At 30.1% G+C, this 23,812-nt stretch carries 18 protein-coding genes and 3 tRNA genes; 17 read left to right on the forward strand and 4 right to left on the reverse strand.

The features are described from left to right. Positions 1 to 30 precede the first annotated feature (30 nt). From J2Z44_RS03625 to hydA, 3 genes are all read left to right on the forward strand, one after another. A tRNA-Pro gene (locus J2Z44_RS03625) sits at positions 31 to 106 on the forward strand. Between the two features lie 4 nt (positions 107 to 110). Beyond that, positions 111 to 186: transfer RNA gene (locus J2Z44_RS03630), tRNA-His, on the forward strand. 899 nt (positions 187 to 1,085) lie between these two features. Beyond that, positions 1,086 to 2,444 (forward strand): dihydropyrimidinase, encoded by a 1,359-nt coding sequence (gene hydA / locus J2Z44_RS03635; RefSeq protein WP_242833414.1) that lies wholly within the window; start codon positions 1,086 to 1,088, stop codon positions 2,442 to 2,444. Positions 2,445 to 2,677: 233 nt separating this feature from the next. On the opposite strand, the gene pdaA is transcribed toward hydA, so the two are convergent. Continuing rightward, positions 2,678 to 3,712: a delta-lactam-biosynthetic de-N-acetylase gene (gene pdaA, locus J2Z44_RS03640; RefSeq protein ID WP_021283415.1), complete on the reverse strand. Its 1,035-nt coding sequence runs from the start codon at positions 3,710 to 3,712 to the stop codon at positions 2,678 to 2,680. A gap of 331 nt (positions 3,713 to 4,043) precedes the next feature. Between pdaA and J2Z44_RS03645 the strand changes: the two genes are divergently transcribed. From J2Z44_RS03645 to J2Z44_RS03675, 7 genes are all read left to right on the forward strand, one after another. After that, positions 4,044 to 4,661, forward strand: coding sequence for a hypothetical protein (locus J2Z44_RS03645; protein ID WP_021283416.1), 618 nt, complete (start codon positions 4,044 to 4,046; stop codon positions 4,659 to 4,661). A gap of 243 nt (positions 4,662 to 4,904) precedes the next feature. Continuing rightward, entirely contained in the window at positions 4,905 to 5,729 is an 825-nt protein-coding gene (locus J2Z44_RS03650; protein ID WP_209649350.1) for a hypothetical protein, read from the forward strand. A gap of 17 nt (positions 5,730 to 5,746) precedes the next feature. Beyond that, positions 5,747 to 6,172: an HD-GYP domain-containing protein gene (locus J2Z44_RS03655; RefSeq protein ID WP_278245294.1), complete on the forward strand. Its 426-nt coding sequence runs from the start codon at positions 5,747 to 5,749 to the stop codon at positions 6,170 to 6,172. A 60-nt stretch (positions 6,173 to 6,232) separates the two neighbouring features. Further along, positions 6,233 to 6,766 (forward strand): DUF5317 domain-containing protein, encoded by a 534-nt coding sequence (locus J2Z44_RS03660; RefSeq protein WP_021283421.1) that lies wholly within the window; start codon positions 6,233 to 6,235, stop codon positions 6,764 to 6,766. Positions 6,767 to 7,079: 313 nt separating this feature from the next. Continuing rightward, positions 7,080 to 7,673: a hypothetical protein gene (locus tag J2Z44_RS03665; protein WP_021283422.1), complete on the forward strand. Its 594-nt coding sequence runs from the start codon at positions 7,080 to 7,082 to the stop codon at positions 7,671 to 7,673. A 370-nt stretch (positions 7,674 to 8,043) separates the two neighbouring features. Continuing rightward, complete coding sequence (locus tag J2Z44_RS03670; protein WP_021283423.1) at positions 8,044 to 9,777, forward strand: ABC transporter ATP-binding protein; 1,734 nt, start codon at positions 8,044 to 8,046, stop codon at positions 9,775 to 9,777. Further along, positions 9,737 to 11,539, forward strand: coding sequence for an ABC transporter ATP-binding protein (locus J2Z44_RS03675; RefSeq protein ID WP_021283424.1), 1,803 nt, complete (start codon positions 9,737 to 9,739; stop codon positions 11,537 to 11,539). Before J2Z44_RS03670 ends, J2Z44_RS03675 begins: the two co-directional genes overlap by 41 nt. Positions 11,540 to 11,687: 148 nt before the next feature. On the opposite strand, the gene J2Z44_RS03680 is transcribed toward J2Z44_RS03675, so the two are convergent. Next, positions 11,688 to 11,761: transfer RNA gene (locus J2Z44_RS03680), tRNA-Gly, on the reverse strand. 298 nt (positions 11,762 to 12,059) lie between these two features. Between J2Z44_RS03680 and J2Z44_RS03685 the strand changes: the two genes are divergently transcribed. After that, the gene (locus tag J2Z44_RS03685; RefSeq protein WP_021283425.1) at positions 12,060 to 13,724 is read left to right on the forward strand and encodes a ribonuclease J; all 1,665 of its coding nucleotides are present in this window, start codon (positions 12,060 to 12,062) and stop codon (positions 13,722 to 13,724) included. A 212-nt stretch (positions 13,725 to 13,936) separates the two neighbouring features. On the opposite strand, the gene J2Z44_RS03690 is transcribed toward J2Z44_RS03685, so the two are convergent. Further along, positions 13,937 to 14,806 carry a LysR family transcriptional regulator gene (locus J2Z44_RS03690; RefSeq protein ID WP_021283426.1) on the reverse strand — a complete coding sequence of 290 codons (870 nt, stop codon included), beginning with the start codon at positions 14,804 to 14,806 and terminating at the stop codon, positions 13,937 to 13,939. Between the two features lie 311 nt (positions 14,807 to 15,117). Here J2Z44_RS03690 and J2Z44_RS03695 point away from each other — a divergent pair, with 311 nt between their 5' ends. Beyond that, positions 15,118 to 15,615 (forward strand): AbrB family transcriptional regulator, encoded by a 498-nt coding sequence (locus J2Z44_RS03695; RefSeq protein WP_021283427.1) that lies wholly within the window; start codon positions 15,118 to 15,120, stop codon positions 15,613 to 15,615. A gap of 179 nt (positions 15,616 to 15,794) precedes the next feature. Here J2Z44_RS03695 and J2Z44_RS03700 read toward each other — a convergent pair whose 3' ends face one another. After that, positions 15,795 to 16,487, reverse strand: a complete 693-nt coding sequence (locus tag J2Z44_RS03700) for a response regulator transcription factor (protein WP_021283428.1) — start codon at positions 16,485 to 16,487, stop codon at positions 15,795 to 15,797. Positions 16,488 to 16,765: 278 nt separating this feature from the next. On the opposite strand from J2Z44_RS03700, the gene J2Z44_RS03705 reads away from it, so the two are divergent. The 5 genes from J2Z44_RS03705 to citC all read left to right on the forward strand — a co-directional run bounded on the left by J2Z44_RS03705 (position 16,766) and on the right by citC (position 23,795). Further along, positions 16,766 to 18,985, forward strand: a complete 2,220-nt coding sequence (locus J2Z44_RS03705) for a sensor histidine kinase (protein WP_021283429.1) — start codon at positions 16,766 to 16,768, stop codon at positions 18,983 to 18,985. A 293-nt stretch (positions 18,986 to 19,278) separates the two neighbouring features. Next, entirely contained in the window at positions 19,279 to 20,577 is a 1,299-nt protein-coding gene (locus tag J2Z44_RS03710) for a CitMHS family transporter (RefSeq protein ID WP_021283430.1), read from the forward strand. 362 nt (positions 20,578 to 20,939) lie between these two features. Beyond that, complete coding sequence (locus J2Z44_RS03715) at positions 20,940 to 21,623, forward strand: GntR family transcriptional regulator (protein WP_021283431.1); 684 nt, start codon at positions 20,940 to 20,942, stop codon at positions 21,621 to 21,623. Between the two features lie 9 nt (positions 21,624 to 21,632). After that, positions 21,633 to 22,508: a triphosphoribosyl-dephospho-CoA synthase CitG gene (gene citG / locus J2Z44_RS03720; RefSeq protein ID WP_021283432.1), complete on the forward strand. Its 876-nt coding sequence runs from the start codon at positions 21,633 to 21,635 to the stop codon at positions 22,506 to 22,508. 243 nt (positions 22,509 to 22,751) lie between these two features. Next, positions 22,752 to 23,795, forward strand: coding sequence for a [citrate (pro-3S)-lyase] ligase (gene citC / locus J2Z44_RS03725; protein WP_021283433.1), 1,044 nt, complete (start codon positions 22,752 to 22,754; stop codon positions 23,793 to 23,795). The last annotated feature ends 17 nt before the right edge of the window (positions 23,796 to 23,812 follow it).

Genomic DNA, 23,812 nt, shown 5'->3' on the forward strand with positions numbered 1-23,812 from the left:
TGTTCCAGAGAGAAGGAACAAAATTCTCATCGGGGTGTAGCGCAGATGGGAGCGCGCGTGGTTTGGGACCATGAGGTCGCAGGTTCAATCCCTGTCACCCCGACCATGTGGTGGACGTAGTTCAGTTGGTAGAGCACCAGATTGTGGCTCTGGTTGTCGTGGGTTCGAATCCCATCGTTCACCCCATATTTAAACTTAGATATTTATGATTTGCATATTGCAATATAATTTATAGAGTTTATAAGGTAGTAAGAGAAGTTTTCTTACTGTTTTTTTATTTTATAGATAAGATTATATTGTAAGGAAACCGTTAAATATTTTCGCAAGGTTTAATTTGTTTTTAAAAGTTATTTCTATAATATTAAAGTAAATCTTATGATGAGAGAATTATGAAAAGGTATTTTATTGTAAAAAACATATTAAATACCAATAACTCCAAAAATATTAGCTTGTTATTTTAGTATTAATGAGGTATACTTAGTAAGTTATGAAAAGAAAAAAATCTTATAGAATAGTTACAATATATAAACTATAAAGCCAAAGTTATATTAGATATTAGAATTATAAAAATAGATAATTTATAATAAAAATTCATTTCAACATGAATATATCCTTCTAATCCCTACCTAATTAATAATTTTGTTCTTCCGATATGCTTAAGCTGGCGGTAAAAGCATACTGTTTTGTAGTGACAATTTTATAAGGGATAAATAGGAGGTATGAAAATGAAAAAACAAAGCATTATAGTAATTGATATAATTACAGAAGATATTATAGATGAATGTTTAGCTGATGCTATTGAAAAATAAGCAAAGGTTATAAGGATAAAATAATTAATTAGGCTTCAGAGAATAAATAATAGGTCAACATAGACTAGCATACTGGATTATTTATTTTGAAGATGTCTTATACAGAGTAACCCTCTTAAGTTATAGATAGAGTTATAACTTAAGGGGGTTACTTTGCTTTGTAGATAGAAATTTTATTTTGTACAAAGTTGAATTTAAATATATTTAATGTTTATTGCATATATTTTAGGAAAGGTAGGTGTAAAAATGAAAAGTTATATAATTAAGTGAGGAACTATTGTCACTGCAAGTGATACTTTTAAAGGGGATTTATTTATAGAAGAAGGAATTATAAAAGAAATAGGAGTAGATATAAATAAAAATGAAGTTAATATAATAAATGCTAAAGGAAAATATGTTATTCCAGGTGGTATTGATGTTCATACCCATTTTGATTTAGATGTAGGAATAACCAGAGCGGTAGATGATTTTTACACTGGCACTGTAGCTGCTGCTTGTGGGGGGACAACAACCATTGTTGATCATATGGCCTTCGGACCTAAGGGGTGTAGTCTTAAGCACCAAATAGAAGTTTACCATAATCTTGCACAGGGGAAGGCCGTAATTGATTATAGTTTTCATGGAGTTATTCAACATGTTAACAAAGATATTCTAAATGAGCTTGAGGAAATAATCAATTATGGCATACCAAGTTTTAAATTTTACCTTACTTATGGCTACAAAGTAGAGAATGATGAAGCACTAGCGGTGTTAAAAAAATTAAAGGAGCTAGGTGGAATTACTACAGTTCACTGTGAAAATCATGAAATAATTAATTACTTAAGAGAGGACTATTTAGCTAAAGGATTGGTAGCGCCTATTTATCATAGCAAAAGTAGACCGGAAGAAGCTGAAGGTGAGGCAGTGAATAGAATGATAAATGTAGCTGCTGTGGCAGAAAACGCTCCTCTTTATATAGTTCATCTTTCAACAGCTTTGGGGCTTCAATATATAAAAAGTGCAAAAGAAAGAGGTCAGGATAACATATTTGCTGAAACTTGTCCTCAGTACTTAGTTTTAGATGAAGAGCAATATAAATTACCTAATAATGGCGGGCTGAAATTTATAATGAGTCCTCCACTTAGAGAAAAGAATAATAAGGAAGCACTATGGAAGGGTATAAAAGACGGTGACATACAGGTAATTGCCACAGATCATTGCCCTTTTAATTTTAATAAAGAAAAACAACTAGGAAAAGACGATTTTACAAAGTGTCCAAATGGTGCTCCAGGGGTAGAGACTAGAATAGGAATAATATTTTCAGAGGGAGTTAGTAAGAAAAGAATTTCTTTGAATAAGTTCGTTGAAATAACTAGTACCAATCCAGCAAAGCTATTTGGATTATATCCTAAAAAAGGAACTATTGCAGTAGGTAGTGATGGGGATTTGGTTATTTTTGATCCCTATAAAAAAGTTACTATAACTAAGGATATGCTCCATGAGAATGTAGATTATACCCCTTATGAAGGTATTAAACTTGTAGGTTATCCTGAAATTATTATGGCTAGGGGAGAAATTATTGCAAGAAATAATGAGTTTATAGGGCAAAAGGGTTATGGTAAATTTATAAAAAGAAATAAAATAGAATTAATATAAAATATAAATCTTTTATGGCGAGAAACTAAAAAGTCCTTAAGCAAAGATTAGGTTTTACTATTTTCTTGCTTAAGGACTTTAAGGAAAACAAGCTAGACATAAGCTCCTATAGGGATCTAACTTAGTTCCATTAGGAATTTTGTAGTCAAACAAGGTAAGCTTTATATAAGGGGTTTATTGGTAAATAGATAATTTCTCTTTAAAGTTTTATTTAATGGTACGCTACTGGTTGATTAGTTATCTTTTAATAACTCAAATTCGTAACCTTGAGCTTTGGCTTCCTTAATTACATCGCCTAAGATTTCTGTATTAGTTTTTGATACAGCATGAATTAGCATTATTGAACCATTATGAAGACCATCTAAAATGGTTTTCTTAGCTTTCACAGGATCAGGTTGCTTATTTATATCCCAATCATGATATGCAAAGCTCCAAAATACAGTTTTATAGCCAAGGTTTTTAGTCATGGCAAGGCTCTTCTCAGAATATTCACCCATCGGTGGTCTAAAAAATTTAGGCATTTCTTTTCCAACAATTTTAGAATACTCATCTTCTACATCCTTTAATTCTTTATTAAATTTTTCTTCAGTGCCAGTAACTGTAGGCATAGAAGGGTGATGATTGGTATGGTTAGCAACAATATGACCTTCATCAACCATTCTTTTAATTAAATCATGATTACCTTTAAGGTAGGGTAAAGTCACAAAGAAAATGGCTTTAACATCATTTTCCTTTAAAGTATCCAATATCTTACCGGTATAGCCGTTTTCGTAACCTTCATCAAAAGTCATATAAAGAACTTTTCTATCTGTATCTCCTACATAACAAGCATCATATTTATTTAAGTCAAAGTCAAGTTTAGTATTTACCTCAGGAGTAACATGAAGCTTATTTGGTTTAAACCACCAGCTTATTTTAGTATTATTTAAATTCCTATAATCTAACTTTTCAGTGGAGTTATTTTCATTTGAAATAGTTGTACCACCTTCGTTGCTTGATTCTGTTTTAATAGGAGTTTTTTCAACTGGTTTATCAGTAGTAGATGATGTATCTTTCTTAATCTTTTCAACAGGCTCTTTTTTCTCTTCATTATTTTTACTTTCAGAGTAAACTGGATTATAAGTTGGAGCAGAAACTAGCTCACCGCTTTCATTTGAAGAGGGTTCCTTTAGTATATCACTATTTTTAGCTGTATTGCATGCAGTTAAAGATATGAATGTAGTTATTACAGAAATTAAGCATAAAAATCTAAGAGATTTTTTTTTCATGACAATCCTCCTCCTATAATTAATGTATTACAAAGCTATATATAGACATATTTGAAGCAATAGTTCTAGGGACTGCAGAGGCTACTATAATAGAAAGTGAAAAAGTGGTTTGTTTATACTTATATAATAAATATACGAATAAGAATATAATAAAGTTTACATAGGTTAGTATAACTAAAAATAACAAATTTATTAGTTCAAATAAATTTACCTATATTACATAAATAAAATAAATATTACAAATTTACTCACAATTCTAACTAAAGTCTTGTTGAAAGGTGGAATTTAAGGTATAATTTAACTGAAATAGAAGGTTATGAGGAGTATAAATATGGGTTTTTCATCTTTTTGTGAAATTATAAATAAAATTAGTGGTGTTAACCATGTAAAGATAGTACATGATGAGGAGAATTTACAAGAGTTACATATTCTAGCAAGTACAGCTAGGTCACCAAAACAAATTGTTAGAGATATAGAAACTGCTTTACTAGCAGTGTTTGATTATAGAATAGATAGAAAGGTTATCAGTATTGCTCAAATTGATAGTGAAGATTACAAAGGACTAAAAAGAATCAAATATGAAGGCCTTATAATGGAGACCAATGACAATAGCATTGAGTGCAAGGTTACATTAAGCTATGATGGAGAGGATTATATTGCTAGTAAAACTGCTATTAAAACAAATCTAAATAGGCGAAAGGTTGTAGCACAGGCTACAGTTACAGCGGTGGAGGAAATAATTGGACAACCTCTTATATTTGATGTTCAAGATGTAATTATTACTACAAGCCGAGATATAACCTTTGTATCTGTGATTGTTAATATGGTTGTAAATGATAGTGAAGAAGCTATGGTAGGATCAGCAATTATAAAAAATGATATAAATGAAGCCATCGCAAAGGCTACCCTTGATGCAGTAAATAGAAGGATACAAGGAAGAACAAATTAATTTACTAATTAACACCAATTACATTTTTTTCCCTTAGCGGAGTTAAATATGGCAGGTTTTAGCGAAGCCCTGTTAATAAAACGAAGGGGGGAATTTATAAATGAAAAAGTTAATTAAAAAGATAGTGCCAGCATTAATGACATTACTTGCACTTGCAATAGCTGGTGGTTCTCAAGTTAGTTGGATATTTAGAAAGTAACATATAAAAGCAATCGGTTTTATATAAATTAGGGGGACAGTTGAGTGAAGGGGTTACCAGTTAAGTATAAAGTTTTTTTCATTTCAGTATATATAATTACTTTAGTAACATTTATCTATTCAGTACTTATAGGCAATATAAGCTTTAACATTTCAAGTTATAGAAATGTTATATTTTTTGTTGTATTAACTGCGCTTACAGAAACTTTTACTGTACATTATAATGAAATGTCATTCAGTACAACTTTTGCAATTACTATTGCAACTTATATTTTATTCGGAGCATTTGAAACTACTGTAGTGTTTATAATCGGATTTTTAGCTAGAGTACTAAAGTTAGAGGATGGTTCGTATAATCATTTATTTAATTCGCCATTATATGGCACTTTATTTAACTGCTGTATTTTAGTATTACCAATTTTTATTGCAGATTATTTTTATGTTTTTTTTCAAGGTCATTATGGTGTAGATAACATATCAACAAATGTACCACAGATAATTATATTTAGTTTTGTCTACTTTTTACTTAATACTTTTATAATTTCAATTTTAATGTCATTTCATACTCAAAAAACAATATTATATTGTTATTTTGAGAACATAAAGCTATGTGGAGTTAATTATATAACTATGATACCCTTTGGTGTTATTTTAGTTATTGTTTTTAGTCATTATAAATACATAGGAGTTGCGCTAACATTCTTCCCAATTGTTCTTGCTAGATATGTTTTTTCCATGTACATCAACACTAAAACTCAGTATATACAAACCGTTGAAGCTTTAATGAATGCAATTGAAGCAAGAGATGAATACACACAAGGGCACTCTCGCAGAGTGGCGGAAATTTCCATGGAGATAGCAAAAAGTTAAAATATAATCAATGGAAGATTGAAAAACTTACTGTTGCGGCTATGCTTCATGATGTAGGTAAAATTGGAGTCAGTGATAATATTTTAAATAAGCCAGGAAAACTTACTAATGAAGAATTTGATAAAATTAAGGAACATCCAGAAATAGGATATAATATATTAAAGGAAGTTAAAAATCTTCAATATGTTGGCCCGGTTGTGAAACACCACCATGAGCGATATGATGGTAAGGGCTATCCAGAAGGTAAGAAGGAAGAAGAGATAGGTTTAGATACCTATATAGTTCAGTTAGCAGATGCAGTGGATGCTATGGAAACGGATAGACCCTATAGAAAAGGTTTATCAAAAGAAGAAGTTATCAGTGAATTAGAAAATAATTCAGGAACTCAGTTTCACCCTGAGGTTGCTGAGGTTTACTTAAATATATTGAGAAGTAGAGCCTAAAACTCTACTTATATTTTTTCTTTAAATTTATAGAGAATAGTAAAAGGGGTAGGAAGTATAATGTTTGTTTTAGCAATAATTTTTGGTGTTATAATTGGCTATATATTAAAAGGAAGGCTTTCAAATCTAGAAAGTATGGAGTTAAAGGGAATATACTTAATTGGTTTTGGCTTTGCTATAGAGTTTGTAATTATCTTATTAATTCGAAAGAATATTTTTACAGCTGGAATTAATACCTTATTCTTAGATATATTAATGTATCTACTAATTTTCACTTTTATATTTTTAAATAGAAAAAATAGGTATATTGTCATAATGGGAATAGGTTTCATGTTAAATGCTTTAGCCATATTCTCCAACGGGGGAACAATGCCTGTTAGTACAAGCGCATTGAAAGCTATAGGGTTCTCAACCAATGTCCATACAGAAGGACTTTATACCCTTATCAATGCTAATACAAATTTAAGTTTTTTAGGTGACACTATTCCAATAGATTTTATTGGCAGATTTGTTGTAAGTCTTGGTGATATAATTTCGGCCATTGGGTTAATACTTTTTATAGTTACAAGCATGAGAAAATCCGTTTTAAAATAGTATAATTTGAATCCTTTTAAATAATGGAATTTGTTCTAATATTTAAAAGGATTTTTTTATAGTTATTAACAAAAATAAAAAAGTATTATTTTAAGATTTCAGGAAAGACTTAGAGGCACAATAAAAACCTTTTATAAAACAAATAAAATATTTTAAACTATGATGTATTTTATGATGGAGTTTTGCAGAAAATAGCATATATAAGTTGTATAGCGATTTTACATAAAGCTTTGGAAAGTGTAGCAAACAGGTTGAGTAAATCTATATGCAACATCCATTATAAAAATAATTAGTTGTATAAGGAGGTATTTGTGTGAGATTAAAGCCAGTAGTTTTATCATTAATTCTTGTTAGTACATTGTTAGTAGGCTGTGGTAACAAACCTGGAGAGGAAAAATTGACCCAACAAGAAAAAAATACCCAGCAACAGCAAAACTCTCAGCAGCAAAATGCCCAGCCAGACGTAGTAGCAACACCTTCTGTAGTAAGTGATGAAGACTCTTTGCATAGAGCAGCTAGTAAAGATGGAAGTTGGATTATTATTATTAAAAGAGACTATGTGGCAACGAAGGATATAGTACTAGAAGGGGAATTCACTAAAAAGGATACTCAAGATCCTACAAAACAAGTACCTGCAGGCCGCAAAATAGCACTATATGATCAAGACCAAAATAGAAATAAAACAGCATCTTATTCATTAACAGCGCCAAAGTTGATTGTTAGAAGTGAAAATGCTAGAATTCAAGGTGGAACTTTTATAGGTGACGTTTATGTTGAAAGCAAAGGATTCTCAGTAGTAGATGCCAAAGTGCAAGGAAATGTTTATTTTGCTAGTGAAGAACTAAAATCCACTTTTAAGTTAGAGAATAATGGCATGGTTACTGGAGTTACTGAAGTGAAAAAATAAAAATATATTATGGGAACCGAAGTTGAGATTTAGCTTGTACATTGATTTTTCTACGGTTCCTTTAAGGCTTTTAAGATGAGAATAAAAATTTCATCAGGAAGTTCTGCAAAAAACCTATTACAACGTTGAGTATATTGTAATAGGTTCTTTTATTTTGATAATATTATTTTTTGTGAGAAGATAATAGTGAATTTAGAAATATTTTGTATAAATCTCGTAATCAACATTGATATTTTATGTTATTATTTATTATACTAATATTAGAGTGTGTTTTTATATAAGGAATGTTATGGTTTATATAATATTGTGAAGATTATTTTCGTAATTTTCACTTTATAATAAAAACTATTATTAATGTAGGGGGGACAGCATGGGGAAAAAGATTATTATTGATTTTCTTAAAAATCACAAAATTTCCTACATTGTTGGTATAGGATTTATGTTCTTAACTGCTTATATTCAATCCTTATTTCCAACAGTGCTTGGAGATACTATTGATGTGTTAAAGGTAAGTGGATTTAACTTTAGGGATGTAAAATTAAATATAATGTACATGCTATTAATAGCTATAGGAGCTTTTATTACAACTTATGCTTGGAGAAATTTTATTGTAGCTAATGCAAGAAATCTTGAATGTCATCTTCGTGAGAAGTTATACGATCATCTTCAAAGGTTATCTCCAGAATTTTATAGTAAAAGGAAAACAGGAGATTTAATTGCCTATGCTATTAATGATATCTCAGCAGTGCGAATGACTTTTGGACCAGCTACTGCTATGACCATAAATGGCGTTGTTATCTGTGGTATATCAATTTACTTAATGTGTATAACAATAAATTGGAAACTGACTCTCATCACCTTATTACCTATTCCTTTTATAGTTATTTTCATGATGAAAATAGGGACTTTAGTTCAAAAAAGATTTAAGATTGTACAAGAGAACTTTGCTGCAATTTCAGATAGAGTTCAGGAAAATATAAATGGAATTAGAGTAATTAAAGCTTATGTTCAAGAAGAAGAGGAAAGTAAAAACTTTGAGAATTTAAATGAAGAAATGATGGACTCAAACCTTAAAATGGTTAAAGTATCAGCAGTGCTTTCTCCTTTTATTGAAATAGCTTTTAGTATAAGCTTTGCTATGAACTTAATTATTGGAGGAAATATGGTACTCTCAGGGGGGATTTCTCTTGGGGACTTTATTGCTTTTAATGGTTATTTAACCATGATTATGAAGCCTATAAATTCTATTGGACGTGTTATCACTATTTTCCAAAGAGGAGTAGCTTCCCTAAAAAGACTTAATGAAGTCTTCGATGTAGATCCAGAAATAAAAGATGGGATTAAAGCTATAGAAGACTCTCCTAAAGGAAATATTGAGTTTAAGGAGTTAACCTTCTCTTACCCAGATTCACAGGAAAAGGCAATAGAAGAAATATCTCTTAAAATACCTAAGGGAAGCACTGTTGGAATTTTAGGGAAGACTGGTTCAGGGAAAACTACCTTAGTGAGTCTATTGCTAAAGCTTTACAATGTGGAAGATGGAAAGATATTTTTCGACGGTATAGATATAAATGATTACTCATTAAAAGCCTTAAGAGAAGCCATTGGGTATGTACCACAAGATAATTTCTTATTTTCTGCTTCAATTAAAGAAAATATAAAGTTTTTTAAGGATACCTATAAGGATAGTGAAGTAGAAGAAGCGGCAAAGATTAGCTCTATATATGAGAGTATTATGAACTTTCCTAAAGGCTTTGATACCATATTAGGGGAGCGTGGAGTTAATCTCTCTGGTGGGCAGAAGCAAAGAATTTCAATTGCTAGAGCAATAATTAAAAAGCCATCAATATTAATTTTTGATGACTCTCTTTCTGCAGTGGATACTGTAACTGAGTCTCGAATACTAAAAAATCTTAAAAAGTTTAGAAAAAACAAAACTACCTTAATAATTGCTCACAGAGTATCTGCAATAAAAGATGCGGATTTTATAGTAGTTTTAAAAGATGGTAAAATATATGAGCAGGGAAATCATAATGAACTTATAAAAATGGGGGGGATATATTATGATACATATATGGAACAATATAAAGACTCTAAAGCATAAATCTAAGAATAAAATTCATAAAATCCATAGCTTGAAGAGACTGTTATCATTAACCCTTCCACACATGAAAAAAATACTTTTAGCTGCGGTTTGCGTAGTTCTTGTAAATGCAGCAGAACTAATAAAACCTTATATATTAAAAATAGTAATTGATGATTTCTTAATAAATAAAACCCCTGAAACTATGTTTTATTCTATTACCTCTATGGGAGTATTGTACTTTCTAATTGTAGCTTTAGGAGGATTATTTTCTTTCTCTCAAGTTAACTTTATAAATAGGGCAGCGCAAGATATTATGAAGGATTTAAGGACAAGAGTATTTAATACAATTCAGTTATTACCTTTATCCTATCTTGATAAGACCTCTTCAGGTAGACTTATCACAAGAGCCACCAACGATGTAGCTGCATTAAGTGAAATGTATACAGATGTTATTATCAATTTGTTTAAGGATGTATTTTTACTAATTGGTATTATCTATGCTATGGTAATGCTGGATGCAAAACTTGCATTGATTTCAGTGTCCTTAGTACCAATTATGTTTTTCTTTGTGTTTTTGCTTAAAAATAAAATAAAAAATAATTTTTCTAAAATGAAAAGTTTAATTGGTAGAATAAATGGCTTTATGGCTGAAAATATTTCTGGAATGAAAATTATACAAATATTTAGAGGGGAAAAAGAAAAGAAAGAAGAATTTTTAAATCTTAATGGAGAGTATTTTAAAAGTACTTTGTTCCAAGTAAGGTTAAATAGTATTTTAAGACCAGCTTCTGATGTGTTTCAGAGTGTTTCTGTGGCAATCTTAATCTGGTATGCCATGGGTAAAATATATAATCAGACCCTTGAGATTGGAGTATTATTTGCCTTTACAACATATATAAAACAGTTTTTCAATCCAATTTCAGATTTAGCAGACAACTATACTACTATTCAATCAGCTTTAGTTTCAGCAGATAGAATTTTTGAATTATTAGATGAAGAAGATTCCTTAGAGGATTTAGATTTAGGAATTTCGATGAAAAATATAAGGGGAGATATTGAATTCAAAAATGTATGGTTCTCTTATAATGATAGCGACTGGATATTAAAAGATGTGAGCTTTACTATTAAAAGTGGGGAAACTGCTGCTTTTGTAGGAGAAACTGGAGCGGGAAAAACTACCATAATAAGCCTTATCAGTGGTTTTTATCCCATTCAAAAGGGTGAAATATTAATCGATGGTGTAAATATTAATGAGATTAAAAAGAAGGATTTAAGAAGAAATATTTCCGTAGTACTTCAAGATGTATTTTTATTCTCAGGGGATATACAAAAAAACATTTCCTTAAATGATGATATAAGTATTGATGAAATAGATGAAGCTTTAAGAATAACTTGTGCTTCTGAATTTGTAAATACCTTGCCACAGGGGGTTAATTCTCCTGTAATGGAAAGGGGGAGCACTTTCTCCGCTGGAGAAAAACAATTACTGTCATTTGCTAGAGCTATAGCTCATGATCCCTCCATATTTATATTAGATGAAGCTACGGCTAATATTGATACCCATACTGAAAAGTTAATTCAACAGGTTATTGAAAAGGTTTCTAGACATAGAACTACCCTAATCATAGCTCATAGGCTTTCAACTATTAGGAATGCAGACAAAATTATAGTTTTAAGTGGAGGAGAAATTGTGGAGATGGGAAATCATAATGAACTTATAAAAGGTAAGGGATATTATAAAAAAATGATTGAGGGAAATAATTTTAAGGAAGTCATATAAGGGTTTCCTTTGGCTAATGTTTAAAATAAGTGAGGGAAATTAGGCGTATTTCTATTAAAGTTTTACATTCATATATAAGCTTCATTAAAATTTAAAATGGTAAAAATTAAAAGCCTTCAACATTGAAGGCTTTTAATTTTTTAAAACTTGGAGCAGGTGAAGGGAATCGAACCCTCGCCCTTAGCTTGGGAAGCTAATGTACTACCATTATACTACACCTGCATGAGTATTTAATTAAGAAAAAATGCAAGTTGTCCTAATAATTTAATTATAACACATAACCATAAAATGTAAAGTGATTTTAGTTTATATAGAGAAAAATATATATTTATAAATAAAATAGAAGTTTATTTATAAAAATTCTGCAGGAACCTTGCGATAGTAGAATTAAAATGCAAAATATAACATAAAATAAGTGAAGTAAATACTAGATTATATTAAATAGTAAGTCTATGTTTTTAATCGGTATAAATTATAATATCAATAAAATATTAATATACTACTAAAGAGGTGAAGTTAAGTGGAAAATAGTAATAGTATAAAAATTATTCCTCTAGGAGGTCTTGGGGAGATAGGAAAGAATATAACAGCTTTTGAGTATAAGGATGAGATAATAGTTATAGATTGTGGTATATCCTTTCCAGAAGAAGAAATGTATGGTGTAGACCTAGTTATTCCTGATATTACTTATCTATTAAATAATAAGGATAAGGTTAAAGCAATTTTTATAACTCATGGTCATGAAGATCATATTGGATCTTTACCCTATATTTTAAAGCAGTTAAACGTACCAGTGTATGGAACAAAATTAACTTTAGGAATTATTGAGAATAAACTTAAGGAGCATAATATGCTTCAAGAGTGTACCCTTAATGGAGTAGAAGCAGGGCAAATTGTGAAATTAGAGAATTTAAATGTAGAATTTATAAGAAATACTCACAGTATAGCTGATTCTTGTTCAATTGCAATTCATACACCTGTAGGAATAATACTACATACTGGAGATTTTAAAATAGACTACACTCCAATTGACGGAAAGGTTATGGATTTAGAGCGTATATCAGCCTTAGGGCGAAAAGGTGTATTACTTCTTATGGCTGATAGTACTAACGTGCAACGACAAGGACATACCATTTCGGAGAAATCTATTGGTGAAACCCTATCTAGAGTCATTTCAGGAGCTAGAGGAAGAGTTATTGTGGCTACCTTTGCTTCAAATATCCATAGAATGCAGCAAATAATAAATGCATCAATACAATATGGTAGGAAAGTAGCCTTTAGTGGCAGAAGTATGGAGAATATATCCCAAGTAGCTATGGAGCTTGGATATCTCCACATACCTGAAGGTCAAGTGATAAAAGCAGAGGAAATCTATGATTATCCAAACGAAAAAGTTACTATAATTACAACTGGAAGTCAGGGAGAACCTATGGCAGCACTGGCTAGAATAGCTTTTTCTACTCATAGAAAAATCAAATTAGAGCCAAATGATTTGTTCATTATTTCAGCTTCTCCAATTCCTGGAAACGAAAAACTTATCTCTAGAGTAATTAATGAACTGTTTAGAAAAGGTGTAGATGTAATTTATGAAGATTTAGAGGAAGTTCACGTTTCAGGTCATGCTTATCAAGAAGAGCTAAAATTAATTCATACTTTAGTTCATCCAAAGTTCTTTATGCCTGTTCATGGTGAGTATAGACATTTAAAACATCATACAGATTTAGCAGTAAAGTTGGGAATGAAAAGAGAAAATATCTTTGCTTTAGAAACTGGAGATGTACTGGAAATTTCAGAGAACGAAGCAAAGGTAGCAGGAAAGGTAAAAACAGGTTCAGTATTTGTTGATGGTATAGGTGTTGGAGATGTAGGTACTGTAGTTCTTAGAGATAGAAAACACCTAGCACAAGACGGAATGGTTACAGTAGTTGCTACTATAGAGAAGGAATCCTTTAGTTTAATTGCTGGGCCAGATATAATAACAAGAGGCTTTGTTTATGCAAAAGAATCGGAAGAACTTATCAATGAAATAAAGGAAATAGCTAAAAAAGAACTTGAAAGTTGCTTAGACAGAAAGATTATTGAGTGGTATGTACTAAAAGCAAATATGAAATCTGCTATTGAAAAGTATCTATTTGAAAGAACTAAGAGAAGACCAACCATTTTACCAATTATAATGGAAATTTAAAAATAAAGAGTGCCATTGCTAAAAGGTAATTCACAATTAAAAATAATTATAGGTCTAATTTTAAAAACCATATTAAGATGATTATAAATATATAAATCTAAATAACTATAGTGATTTAAACTAAAGTCACTATAGTTATTTATTTTAATAGTAGTTTTTGTCTAAATAAATTATGAATTTAAAAATAGAAAAAAGGAAGAAAACTAGAAATATTATACATCTTGTAAATCATAATTCTTAATAAAATCAACAAAGGCATTAACAACATTTAAATTTAAAACTTCTTTTTCATAAAATAACCAAGTTTTTCTTATTATAGGTGCTCCATTTTTGTCAATTAAGTTAATTGTATGTAAATCAGATAAATTATTTACTACTAGACTAGGCATAATTCCATAACCAAGATCATTGATAACCATTTCTTTGCAGGTGTCAAGTTGGTCAACATTCATGGTTACTTGAGCGCCATTGGAAAAGTTATCAGCCCACCAATTATCAATTAAGGCTTTAAGTAAATGATCTGTTTGATAATCGATTCTTGGAAGATTAGGAAGATTTTCTATGGTAATCTTATTTTTAGAAACAATACATAAGTTCTCTTCAAAGAGTAGATGTTTTTCTCCTCTCCAATTAAAATCCCCTCTAACAAATCCAAGGTGGATATCTTTGTTAAGTAGCAAGGTGACTATATCACTACTCCAGTCTGTAATAATTTTAAATTCAACTTTAGGATATGTTGTCTTAAAGAGTTTAAGTAGTGCAGGAAGTTTATGTTTCATCATAAACCTAGATACACCAAGTTTCAAAGTTCCAACTACTTCATTATCCATGTTCCAAAGAGTTTCTTTTGTCTTCTCAATTTTTAGTAATATTTCATTAGCACACTTGTATAAATATTCTCCCTGGGGCGTAAAACATACTCCTCTTCTTCCTCTTGTAACAATGTTTACACCAAATTCCTTTTCAATTTGTTTTAATCTATTAGTTAAGGCAGGCTGTGACATATATAATTCTTCTGCAGCTTTAGTAATGTTTTTTTTATCATATATAACTTTAAGAATAAGCCAGTCCCGATTATCCACTTTAATCCTCCAATTCAGAAATAACAATTTTGTATGGATAAACATAAAAAAATGTTATTTTATTTATTTCTAATAATATACTAAACTTATTATAGAATATTAGTCAATAATACTAGTTAAAAACCTTTAGAAGCATTTCTCAAAAGGTAAAAATCAAAGTAGTATTTTGTAATAGCTTTAATTAAAATATTAATAGAAGAAACTGTGTTGTAGACATAGAATTAAAAGGTTAAAATTAATTATAAACCTTTATAACATATTATTTATATACTAGGGATTAAAAAATATAATTAGGGGAAAAGGAGTCAGATATGGAAAAAATAATATATACTTTAATTGTTGCAGCTATTGGAGGCTATGTTGGAATTAAACTGAAGATACCTGCAGGAGCAATGATTGGGGCAATGGTATTTGTTGCAATTTATAATATAAAAACCTCTCAAGGATATATACCAAGAGATTTTAAATTAGTAGCACAAGTGGTTGTTGGTGCAATGCTGGGATTAAATTTTAATATGGAGTCAATATTGGCATTAAAAAAATTAATCTTACCATCAATTGTACTGGTAGTAGGCTTAACTGTATTTAGTTTATTATTAGGAATCTTGATACATAAAATCACTGGTTTAGATTTGGTCACTGCGTTATTTAGTAGTTCACCTGGGGGGCTAACAGATATGTCTTTACTATCAGAAGCCTATGGAGCGCAAACACATGTGGTAGCATTGATGCACTTAATAAGATTGACCACGGTAATTACAGTTTTTCCTATACTAATAAAATTTCTAAAGGAACATTTAATGTTTTAGTGAAAATTACCTAAAGATTTAACTTAAAGTGAGTACAGATTCTCTGTAAAAAGCTATATTTGTTTTTATCATATGCTGTTGCTTTTTAATAGTAGTGAGTAGTGCTATAAGGATTATTTACATCAAAATATAATACAAATAAAAACTAATGCCTACTTCAAAAATCATAGGCATTAGTTTTAAATAGAAAATTGATATCCAATTCCCCATACAGTTTTAATATGCTTTGGTTTACTTGGATTATCTTCAATTTTATTTCTTAAATATTTCATATAGACCATAATGCTATTGTTATCTACCTCATTACTGTTCCATACGCTTTCATAAAGTTGCTCTTTAGTAAATACCTGATTAGGGTTTTCCATAAAAAATTTTATGAGTTTAACTTCTTTTGAAGATAACTTTATCTCTACGTCATTTTTATAAAATTTATAACTACTTAAATCAAATCTGAAAGGACCGTGGACTAAACTTGCAGAATCAGTGTTTTCATTCAGGATTTCTATACGTCTTTTTATTTGAGATTTTACTTGAGCACTAAGCACTGCTGGACTAAAAGGTTTTGTAATGTAACTGTCTGCTCCAAGATACAACCCTTGGATAATATCTTGGTCTTCTTTTTTTCCGCTGAGGAAAATAATTGGTAATTGTAAGTTAGTGTTTCTAATTTTTTTAGCAACATCATAACCAGAGAGTCCATCCATCAAAATGTCTAAAACAACTAAATCAAAGTCGGTGTTAAATATCATTTCAAGGCCTTGCTCACCATTTTCAGCTTGATAAACTAACATACCTTCCATAGTGAGGGTCCTGTAGATTAGTTTTCTAATAGCTTCGTCATCTTCTACAATAAGAATTTTTGGTTTTCCCATATTTCCTCCAAAACAATAATTACTAAAATAACAATATAACTTTTGAATTAAAATATATTAATAATTCAAACTAATTATAATAAATAATTAGTAGAGAAATCAATATAATTTTAAGGTAATATTATGTAATCTCAATAAAAGAAAAATTAAGAATAAGATTAGTATTTGCTTTTATTAATGATTAATGCTTAGATTAAGTATAATACATTTAATATGATTTTCATTTTAATTATACCAAAAAATTATATTATCTAGTTAGCTCTTAGGAGGCGGTAGAGGTGAAAAAAAATAGGAATATTAAGTTGAAGGATAAAAAAGTCATAATTTCATTCATAGGAGTTATACTTACAGTTATTCTAAGTACTTTGACTTACTTCACCTATAGGCAGTATGAAAAAACTATTGTACATCAACAACAGCAAAATATGCTAGGGATATCTAGGTCTATATCTCGTAGTATAGAGTTATTCATTAATGATATAAAAGATAGTATGAAAATTATTTCATTAGATGGAGAATTCATTAAAAAGATCTCAGGTGTAGATAATGGAAATGATGGAGTAGCTTTAAAGCCATATTATGAAGCACATAAAGATTCTATTAATGGGATTTATTTTTTTAATAAGGATGGAGAGTTATCTAATCAATATCCTAAAGGATCAAAAACTGTGGAAAATTATATCCAAGCAAATGTGGATTATGTTATTTCAAGCAAAAAAGCATACATAGCAAACCCTTATTTAGATGAGGAAAAGAATACATTTATATTAAATATTTATGAGCCTGTGTTTAAAGATGGGGAATTTACAGGGGTGTTATCTGTAGGTATAAGTCTAGATGTTATTTATAATAAGCTGATTCAACCTGTAAAGATTGGAAAAAAAGGATATGCATTAGTTAAAAACCAATACGGCATTATCATAATGCATAATGTAAAAGAGCAGGTTGGGATGGATGTTATAGAAACAAGAAAACACTTATATCCAGAATTAGATTTTGAAGAGCTTGAAAAATTGATAAATGACCAGCTTACTGGGGGAGAAGGTACAGCCATATATCACTCCTATTGGTGGGCAGAAAGTTCTTTGAAAAAAGTAAAGAAGCTTAATGCATATACACCAGTTGAACTTGGGGACTACTTTTGGGTGGTTGCATTAACAATGTCCTATGATGAAGTTCAAGAACCAATAAATAAATTTTTAGCTCAAATAATCACCATTGCAGTTTTAATTGCCATAATTATTTCTATTTTTATAACTGCTTTGATCAAAATGAAAAAAAATAAAGAGGAGTTAGAAAAAGAAACTAAATATTTAAAAATTCTAAATGAAACCTCTGAACAACTTCGAGAAAAAGAGGCTGAACTTTATCATTCAAGCAAACTAAAAATGGTTGGAACCTTTGCAGGGGGAATAGCTCATGATATTAACAATTTGCTAACACCCATACTTGGATACTCAGAACTTTTACTTATGAGACTGCCTAAGGGCGGTGAATATTACGAAGATGTAGAAGAGATACTAAAAGCGTCTCAAAAGGGTAAAGATCTAATTGAACAGATATTAGCCTTTAGCAGAAATGACAAAAGCATAACAAATGTTGAAGCTATTAGCATAAATCAGGTTACTAGAGAAACTATAAAGCTTATTAGAACTATTATACCTAAAAATATTGTTATTAAAGAAAATATCGAAGAAAATTGTGGCTATATAAATGCTAACTTTACACATGTACATCAAGTAATATTTAATTTATGCACCAATGCTTATCAAGCTATGAAAGATTTAAATGGGATATTAGAAATATCACTGAGGAATGTAAAAGGCTCAAACATAAGTAAAATGACTAAAGATATAAACAAGGATTTATTTTATGCTGAGTTAGTTATTAAAGATAGTGGTTGTGGTATGAATGAAGAGACTCAACATAGAATATTTGATCCATTTTTCACTACAAAACCTTCTGAAGAAGGTACAGGGCTAGGTCTTTTTGTAGTAAGAAATATCATAGAAAAATACAAAGGAGCTATAATGGTTGAAAGTGTACTAGGCAAAGGCAGTTCTTTTACAGTATACTTGCCCTTAATCGATGAACATAAAGAAGGCGAAAAATTTAACTCTAAAAGAAGTCATGAACATAAAAGAATTTTAATAGTTGATGATAATGAGACAGTTATTAAAGTATTAAAAAAAGGTTTAGAGCACCTTGGATACTATGTAATTTCAGAGACAGAACCTAGAAAAGCATTTGGAACATTTAAAAGAGAATATGAGAATATAGATTTAGTTATTACTGACTATATGATGCCTAACATGAATGGATCCGAGCTGGCTAAAAAATTAAAAGAAGTAGAAAGTAATATACCGATAATACTTATAAGTGGATATATGGATCAAAGTGGAAACAGTATTGGTGAAGATAAAAATATAAATGCCTATATTTCTAAACCTGTAGAAATCAATAGTTTAACAAAAACAATTAAAGAACTATTATTTTAGTTATCAAAATAATAAATAGCATCATTGTTTATTAATACTTACTAGGGTTTGGTCTAAAAATGATATACTAAATCCTAGCTCTTTTAAAATCTAAAAAACACAAAAGATGTTTTAAGATTATTTTAAGATTATTTTAATGTTATTTTAAGAATTGAAAAATAATTCAAAAAAATGAAGGAAAATGCCTCAAAACTTGTTGAAATTAAAAAAATAAGTATATATAATGAACTTAATCTAGCTAGAGAATTTGAGTATAGTTTTAAACCGTTTACAAATTTACGGAGGTGTATATTATGTTAGCTATATTAGGTTACGGAATAGTAATTACTTTTATGATTTTAATTATGACAAAACGTATGACTGCATTTACCTCGCTTATAGTTATTCCAGTTATATTTGCTATATTTGGAGGCTTTGGTGCAGATATTGGAAAATTTGCACTTACAGGAATAAAAGGTGTTGCACCAACAGCGACTATGCTGCTATTTGCAATCCTTTTCTTTGGGATTATGATTAATGTTGGATTGTTTGATCCTCTTGTTAATGCAATTGTAAAATTTGTTAAAGGTGATCCAGTAAAGGTACTTGTGGGAACTGCAATATTAGCAGCAGTAGTATCAGTAGATGGTGATGGATCAACAACAACAATGATAGTATGTTCAGCACTGCTTCCAGTTTATAAAAAACTTAAAATTAAACCTCTTTATTTAGCTACTATAATAATTATGCAAAACTCAATAATGAACCTGTTACCATGGGGCGGACCAACTGCTCGTATAATGTCTGCTTTAAAAATTGAAGGGTCAGATATATTAAGACCTTTGGTTCCAGGAATGATAATTGCAGTAATTTATGTTATAGGAGTTGCATATTACCTTGGATTAAAAGAGCGTAAAAGACTTGGTATTGTACAAGTTAATAACGATACTTTAGCTGAAATGACTGCAACATTAAGTGATGAAGAAAAAGAACTTAAAAGACCAAAATTAATATGGGTAAACTTTATTTTAACTATTTTAGTTATGTATACTTTAATTTCAGGAAAAGTTCCATCAGCAGTAATATTTGAAGTTGGAGTAGCATTAGCCCTTATTATAAACTATCCACACTTAAAAACACAAAGACAGCTTATTGAAATTCATGCTGGTAATGCGATACAAGTTATTATAATGGTACTTGCAGCAGGGGTGTTCATGGGAATACTAACAGAAACAAAAATGGCGGAAGCTATTGCACTGAACTTAGCGTCAATTGTACCTAAATCCTTTGGATCTCACTGGTCCCTTGTTACAGCTATCATAAGTATACCAGGAACCTTCTTATTATCAAATGATGCTTTTTACTTTGGAGTTTTACCAGTATTGGCAGAAACTGGGGTAGCTTATGGTTTTACACCATTGCAAATAGGGGTAGCTTCCACCATGGGACAAGCATTCCATTTGTTAAGTCCACTAGTTGCTTTTATATATCTTTTACTACAACTTACAGAAGTTGACATGGGAGAGTGGCAAAAGCATGCAGCTAAATGGTCAATTGGAACATTTGTAATATTTGTATTAGCCGCAGTAATCACAGGAGCTATGCCTTTATAAAATAAACAGTATAATAAAAATATTTTAGCGCCAATAAAGAAGTTCCTTAGGGAACTTTTTTATTGGCGTAAAAAACATGGATTTAGTGTAAAATTGTTAACAGTTTAACTTTATCTGATAATAATTATTCATTATAGGGATTCAAATTTAACACTTAAATTGTATATTGAATACACCTTGGTTCCATTAAGACTTATTGAATATAAACTTTCATCATGAAAGCTTATATGACGCTTTGCTTCAAAGTAAAATATATAATTTTGTTAATAATTATGATTAAACCTATAGATATTTTCAAACAGGTTGGGTAAAATTTATAATAAGTTATCTTAACATTTAATAATGTGGAGAGGAAGATTTTTATGACAAATTATATGGATGAATTTGTTAAAAGTACAAATTTTCATCAAAGTAAGCCTATTAGAGAGATAGTATATGAGAGCTTAAGGAACACAATTATTAGCGGGAAAATTCCAGTTGGTGAAAGAATTGTGGAAAAAGAGTATGCTGAAAGGTTAAATATTAGTAGAACCCCAGTAAGAGAGGCTCTTAGAGCCTTGGAAATGGAAGAATTAGTGGAATATATACCAAGAGTAGGAGTTGTGGTTAAAAGAATTACAATTGAGGATGTATTTGAGATATATAAAATCAGGCAACATCTAGAAGTATTAGCTGCTGTTAGTGCTATGGATAATATTACTAAGGAAGAAATTAAGGAAATTGAAGAACTGCTTACCATTACAGAAGAAAAGAATGCAGAAGGGGATATAGAAGAGGTAATAAAACTTTTTGGAGTATTTAACCAGAAAATTTATGAAGCTAGCAGAATGAAGAGGCTCACAAGTATGATTAGTAAATTAAATGAGTATCTACAAAGATTTAGAAATATTTCTATATCTGATAATGAAAGAAGAGAATCTGCACTAAAAGATCATAGAGAAATATTAAGAGCAATTATATTAAAAGATAAAGGTGAAATTGAAAATATTATAAAAAGTCATCTAGAGAAATCACTAGAAGTAGTGGCTCTAGAAATCAGAGAGTAGGTCAAAGTTATGAAAACTAAAGAGGATATTGCCAATTATATAGCTTCACTAGCGCAAAGAGCCATACTCTATGAAGTAACTACTACACCTAAGCCTGGCTTAGTAGATTGTAGCAATTCAGGGGCGCATAAAGATATGGATATTTTCACCTTTATGGCTAGCGGTTCGTCATTATATAAAGGGATGTATGAATGTGCATTAGAAGGTATGAATTTTCAAGAAGCAGATAAGACAAAACTGCTAGATAGAATAAGGCAACCAGGAATTCGATGTGAAGAAGCTATGTTTAAGGCTACTAATGGAATTAATACACATAAAGGGATTATATTTTCTATTGGCATCATATGTGCTGTAGTGGGAAATCTATATTTAAAAACCAATAGAATTGAGTTTGAAATTAGTGAAATTTGCAACGAGGTTAAACAGGTTTGTGAAAATCTCTGCTATAAAGACTTTCAACATATTACCCAAAAAACCAACTTAACTCATGGAGAGTTTTTATTTAAGGAGTATGGCTTTAAAGGCATTAGAGGAGAAGTAGAGAGTGGGTTTTCTACCATTCAAAATACTTCAATATTAGTTTTAAATGAGTGGACAACTAACAAAACTCTTAATTTGAACGATTTATTTCTGGAAATGCTTATAAGTATAATGACAAAAAGTGAGGATACTAATGTGGTTACTAGGGGAGGGCTAGAAAGCCTCCAATATGTAATGGATATTTCCACTTCCTTTTTAGAAGCTGGTGGAATGTATCAGGATAAAGCAAAGGAAAAGCTTGAATACATAAACAATCTATTTGTTCAAAAAAACATAAGTCCAGGTGGTTCAGCAGACTTATTAGCTGTAAGTATTCTTTTAGCATTATTATCAGGAAAAATTTAATCAAATATCATGTTGAGGAATTAATCCGTAGTGATTGGTTCCTCATTTTTGTTTAAAGTAAGTGAAAAGGATAAAAATGTAAAAAAGAACATTAAAAGTACATGAAAGAACACCTATAAAACTTGGGTATGTAAGTGGCCTCACTTATAATTAAATTATAAAAGGCGCAAACTTTCATTAATAAGGAATTGTATAGAATAAAGTCTAGTTATTCACCAGTCTAGGAAAGGAAACGGGAAGCATATGGATTATAGGTTAGTAGAACAAAGAATTTTCTTGCAGGATTCCTATGAAAAAAGAAATTTAGAAGAGTTCTTAAAAAAAGAGGGTATTAAGTTAGATAAAAACTTGGATTATACAATGGGAATTTATGATGCAGGTAAAATCATAGCTACTGGTTCTTTTTATAAAAATACTCTAAAATGCTTGGCTGTAAGTTCAGAGTACCAAGGACTAGGTATGTTAAATAAAGTGGTATCTCATTTGTTAAATGAACAGTACGCAAGGGGATATAATCATATTTTTCTTTATACGAAATGCAATACTGCAGAGTTTTTTAGCTACTTAGGTTTCAATGAAATAACTAGAGTTGATGATTTGGTGGTATTTATGGAAAATAAGCCCAACGGAATTCGAAGGTATGCCAAAGAATTATCTAAGCAAAAGGTAAAAGGACATAGAGTAGCTAGTATTGTAATGAATGCTAATCCATTTACTTTGGGACATTTACACCTTATTGAAAAAGCTGCTAATGAAAATGATATTGTTCATGTATTTGTAGTGTCTGAAGAGGCGTCAGTAATTCCCTTTGAGATTAGATATGAACTAATTAAAAGAGGAACACAGCATTTGAAAAATATAATCCTTCATAAAGCTGGAGACTATATTATTTCAAGTGCAACCTTTCCTTCTTATTTTATAAAAGATGATAAAAATGTTGTGGAAGCGCATGCGAGACTAGACTTAGAAGTATATAAAACATATATAATTCCTGCCTTAGGAATTACAAGTAGGTACGTAGGGGAAGAACCTTATTGTGAGGTTACAAAAACCTATAATAGTATAATGAAGCAGAGTCTTGAAGTTGCTGGAATACAATGTGAAATTGTACCAAGATTAGAAGTTAAAAATGAAGCAATTAGTGCATCTAAGGTTAGAAGGTTAATAGTAAATGGAAATATTGAAGAAATAAAACCGATAGTTCCGAAATCAACTTATGAGTACTTTCAATCTGATGAAGCAAAATTATTAATAGATAAAATTAAGGTAAACCTAGGAAGACATTAGGTGTCTTACATTAAATT

It is taken from the genome of Clostridium punense (assembly GCF_017874425.1).
GTDB classification, from domain to species: Bacteria; Bacillota; Clostridia; order Clostridiales; family Clostridiaceae; genus Clostridium_J; species Clostridium_J punense.

Bases quoted from the DNA above. Each gene is read 5' to 3' on its own strand.
- pdaA (WP_021283415.1), bottom strand. From the start codon at position 3,712: ATGAAAAAAAAATCTCTTAGATTTTTATGCTTAATTTCTGTAATAACT.
- J2Z44_RS03700 (WP_021283428.1), bottom strand. From the start codon at position 16,487: ATGGGAAAACCAAAAATTCTTATTGTAGAAGATGACGAAGCTATTAGA.
- J2Z44_RS03715 (WP_021283431.1), top strand. From the start codon at position 20,940: ATGACAAATTATATGGATGAATTTGTTAAAAGTACAAATTTTCATCAA.
- J2Z44_RS03670 (WP_021283423.1), top strand. From the start codon at position 8,044: ATGGGGAAAAAGATTATTATTGATTTTCTTAAAAATCACAAAATTTCC.
- J2Z44_RS03660 (WP_021283421.1), top strand. From the start codon at position 6,233: ATGTTTGTTTTAGCAATAATTTTTGGTGTTATAATTGGCTATATATTA.
- citG (WP_021283432.1), top strand. From the start codon at position 21,633: ATGAAAACTAAAGAGGATATTGCCAATTATATAGCTTCACTAGCGCAA.
- J2Z44_RS03645 (WP_021283416.1), top strand. From the start codon at position 4,044: ATGGGTTTTTCATCTTTTTGTGAAATTATAAATAAAATTAGTGGTGTT.
- J2Z44_RS03710 (WP_021283430.1), top strand. From the start codon at position 19,279: ATGTTAGCTATATTAGGTTACGGAATAGTAATTACTTTTATGATTTTA.
- J2Z44_RS03675 (WP_021283424.1), top strand. From the start codon at position 9,737: ATGATACATATATGGAACAATATAAAGACTCTAAAGCATAAATCTAAG.
- J2Z44_RS03695 (WP_021283427.1), top strand. From the start codon at position 15,118: ATGGAAAAAATAATATATACTTTAATTGTTGCAGCTATTGGAGGCTAT.
- citC (WP_021283433.1), top strand. From the start codon at position 22,752: ATGGATTATAGGTTAGTAGAACAAAGAATTTTCTTGCAGGATTCCTAT.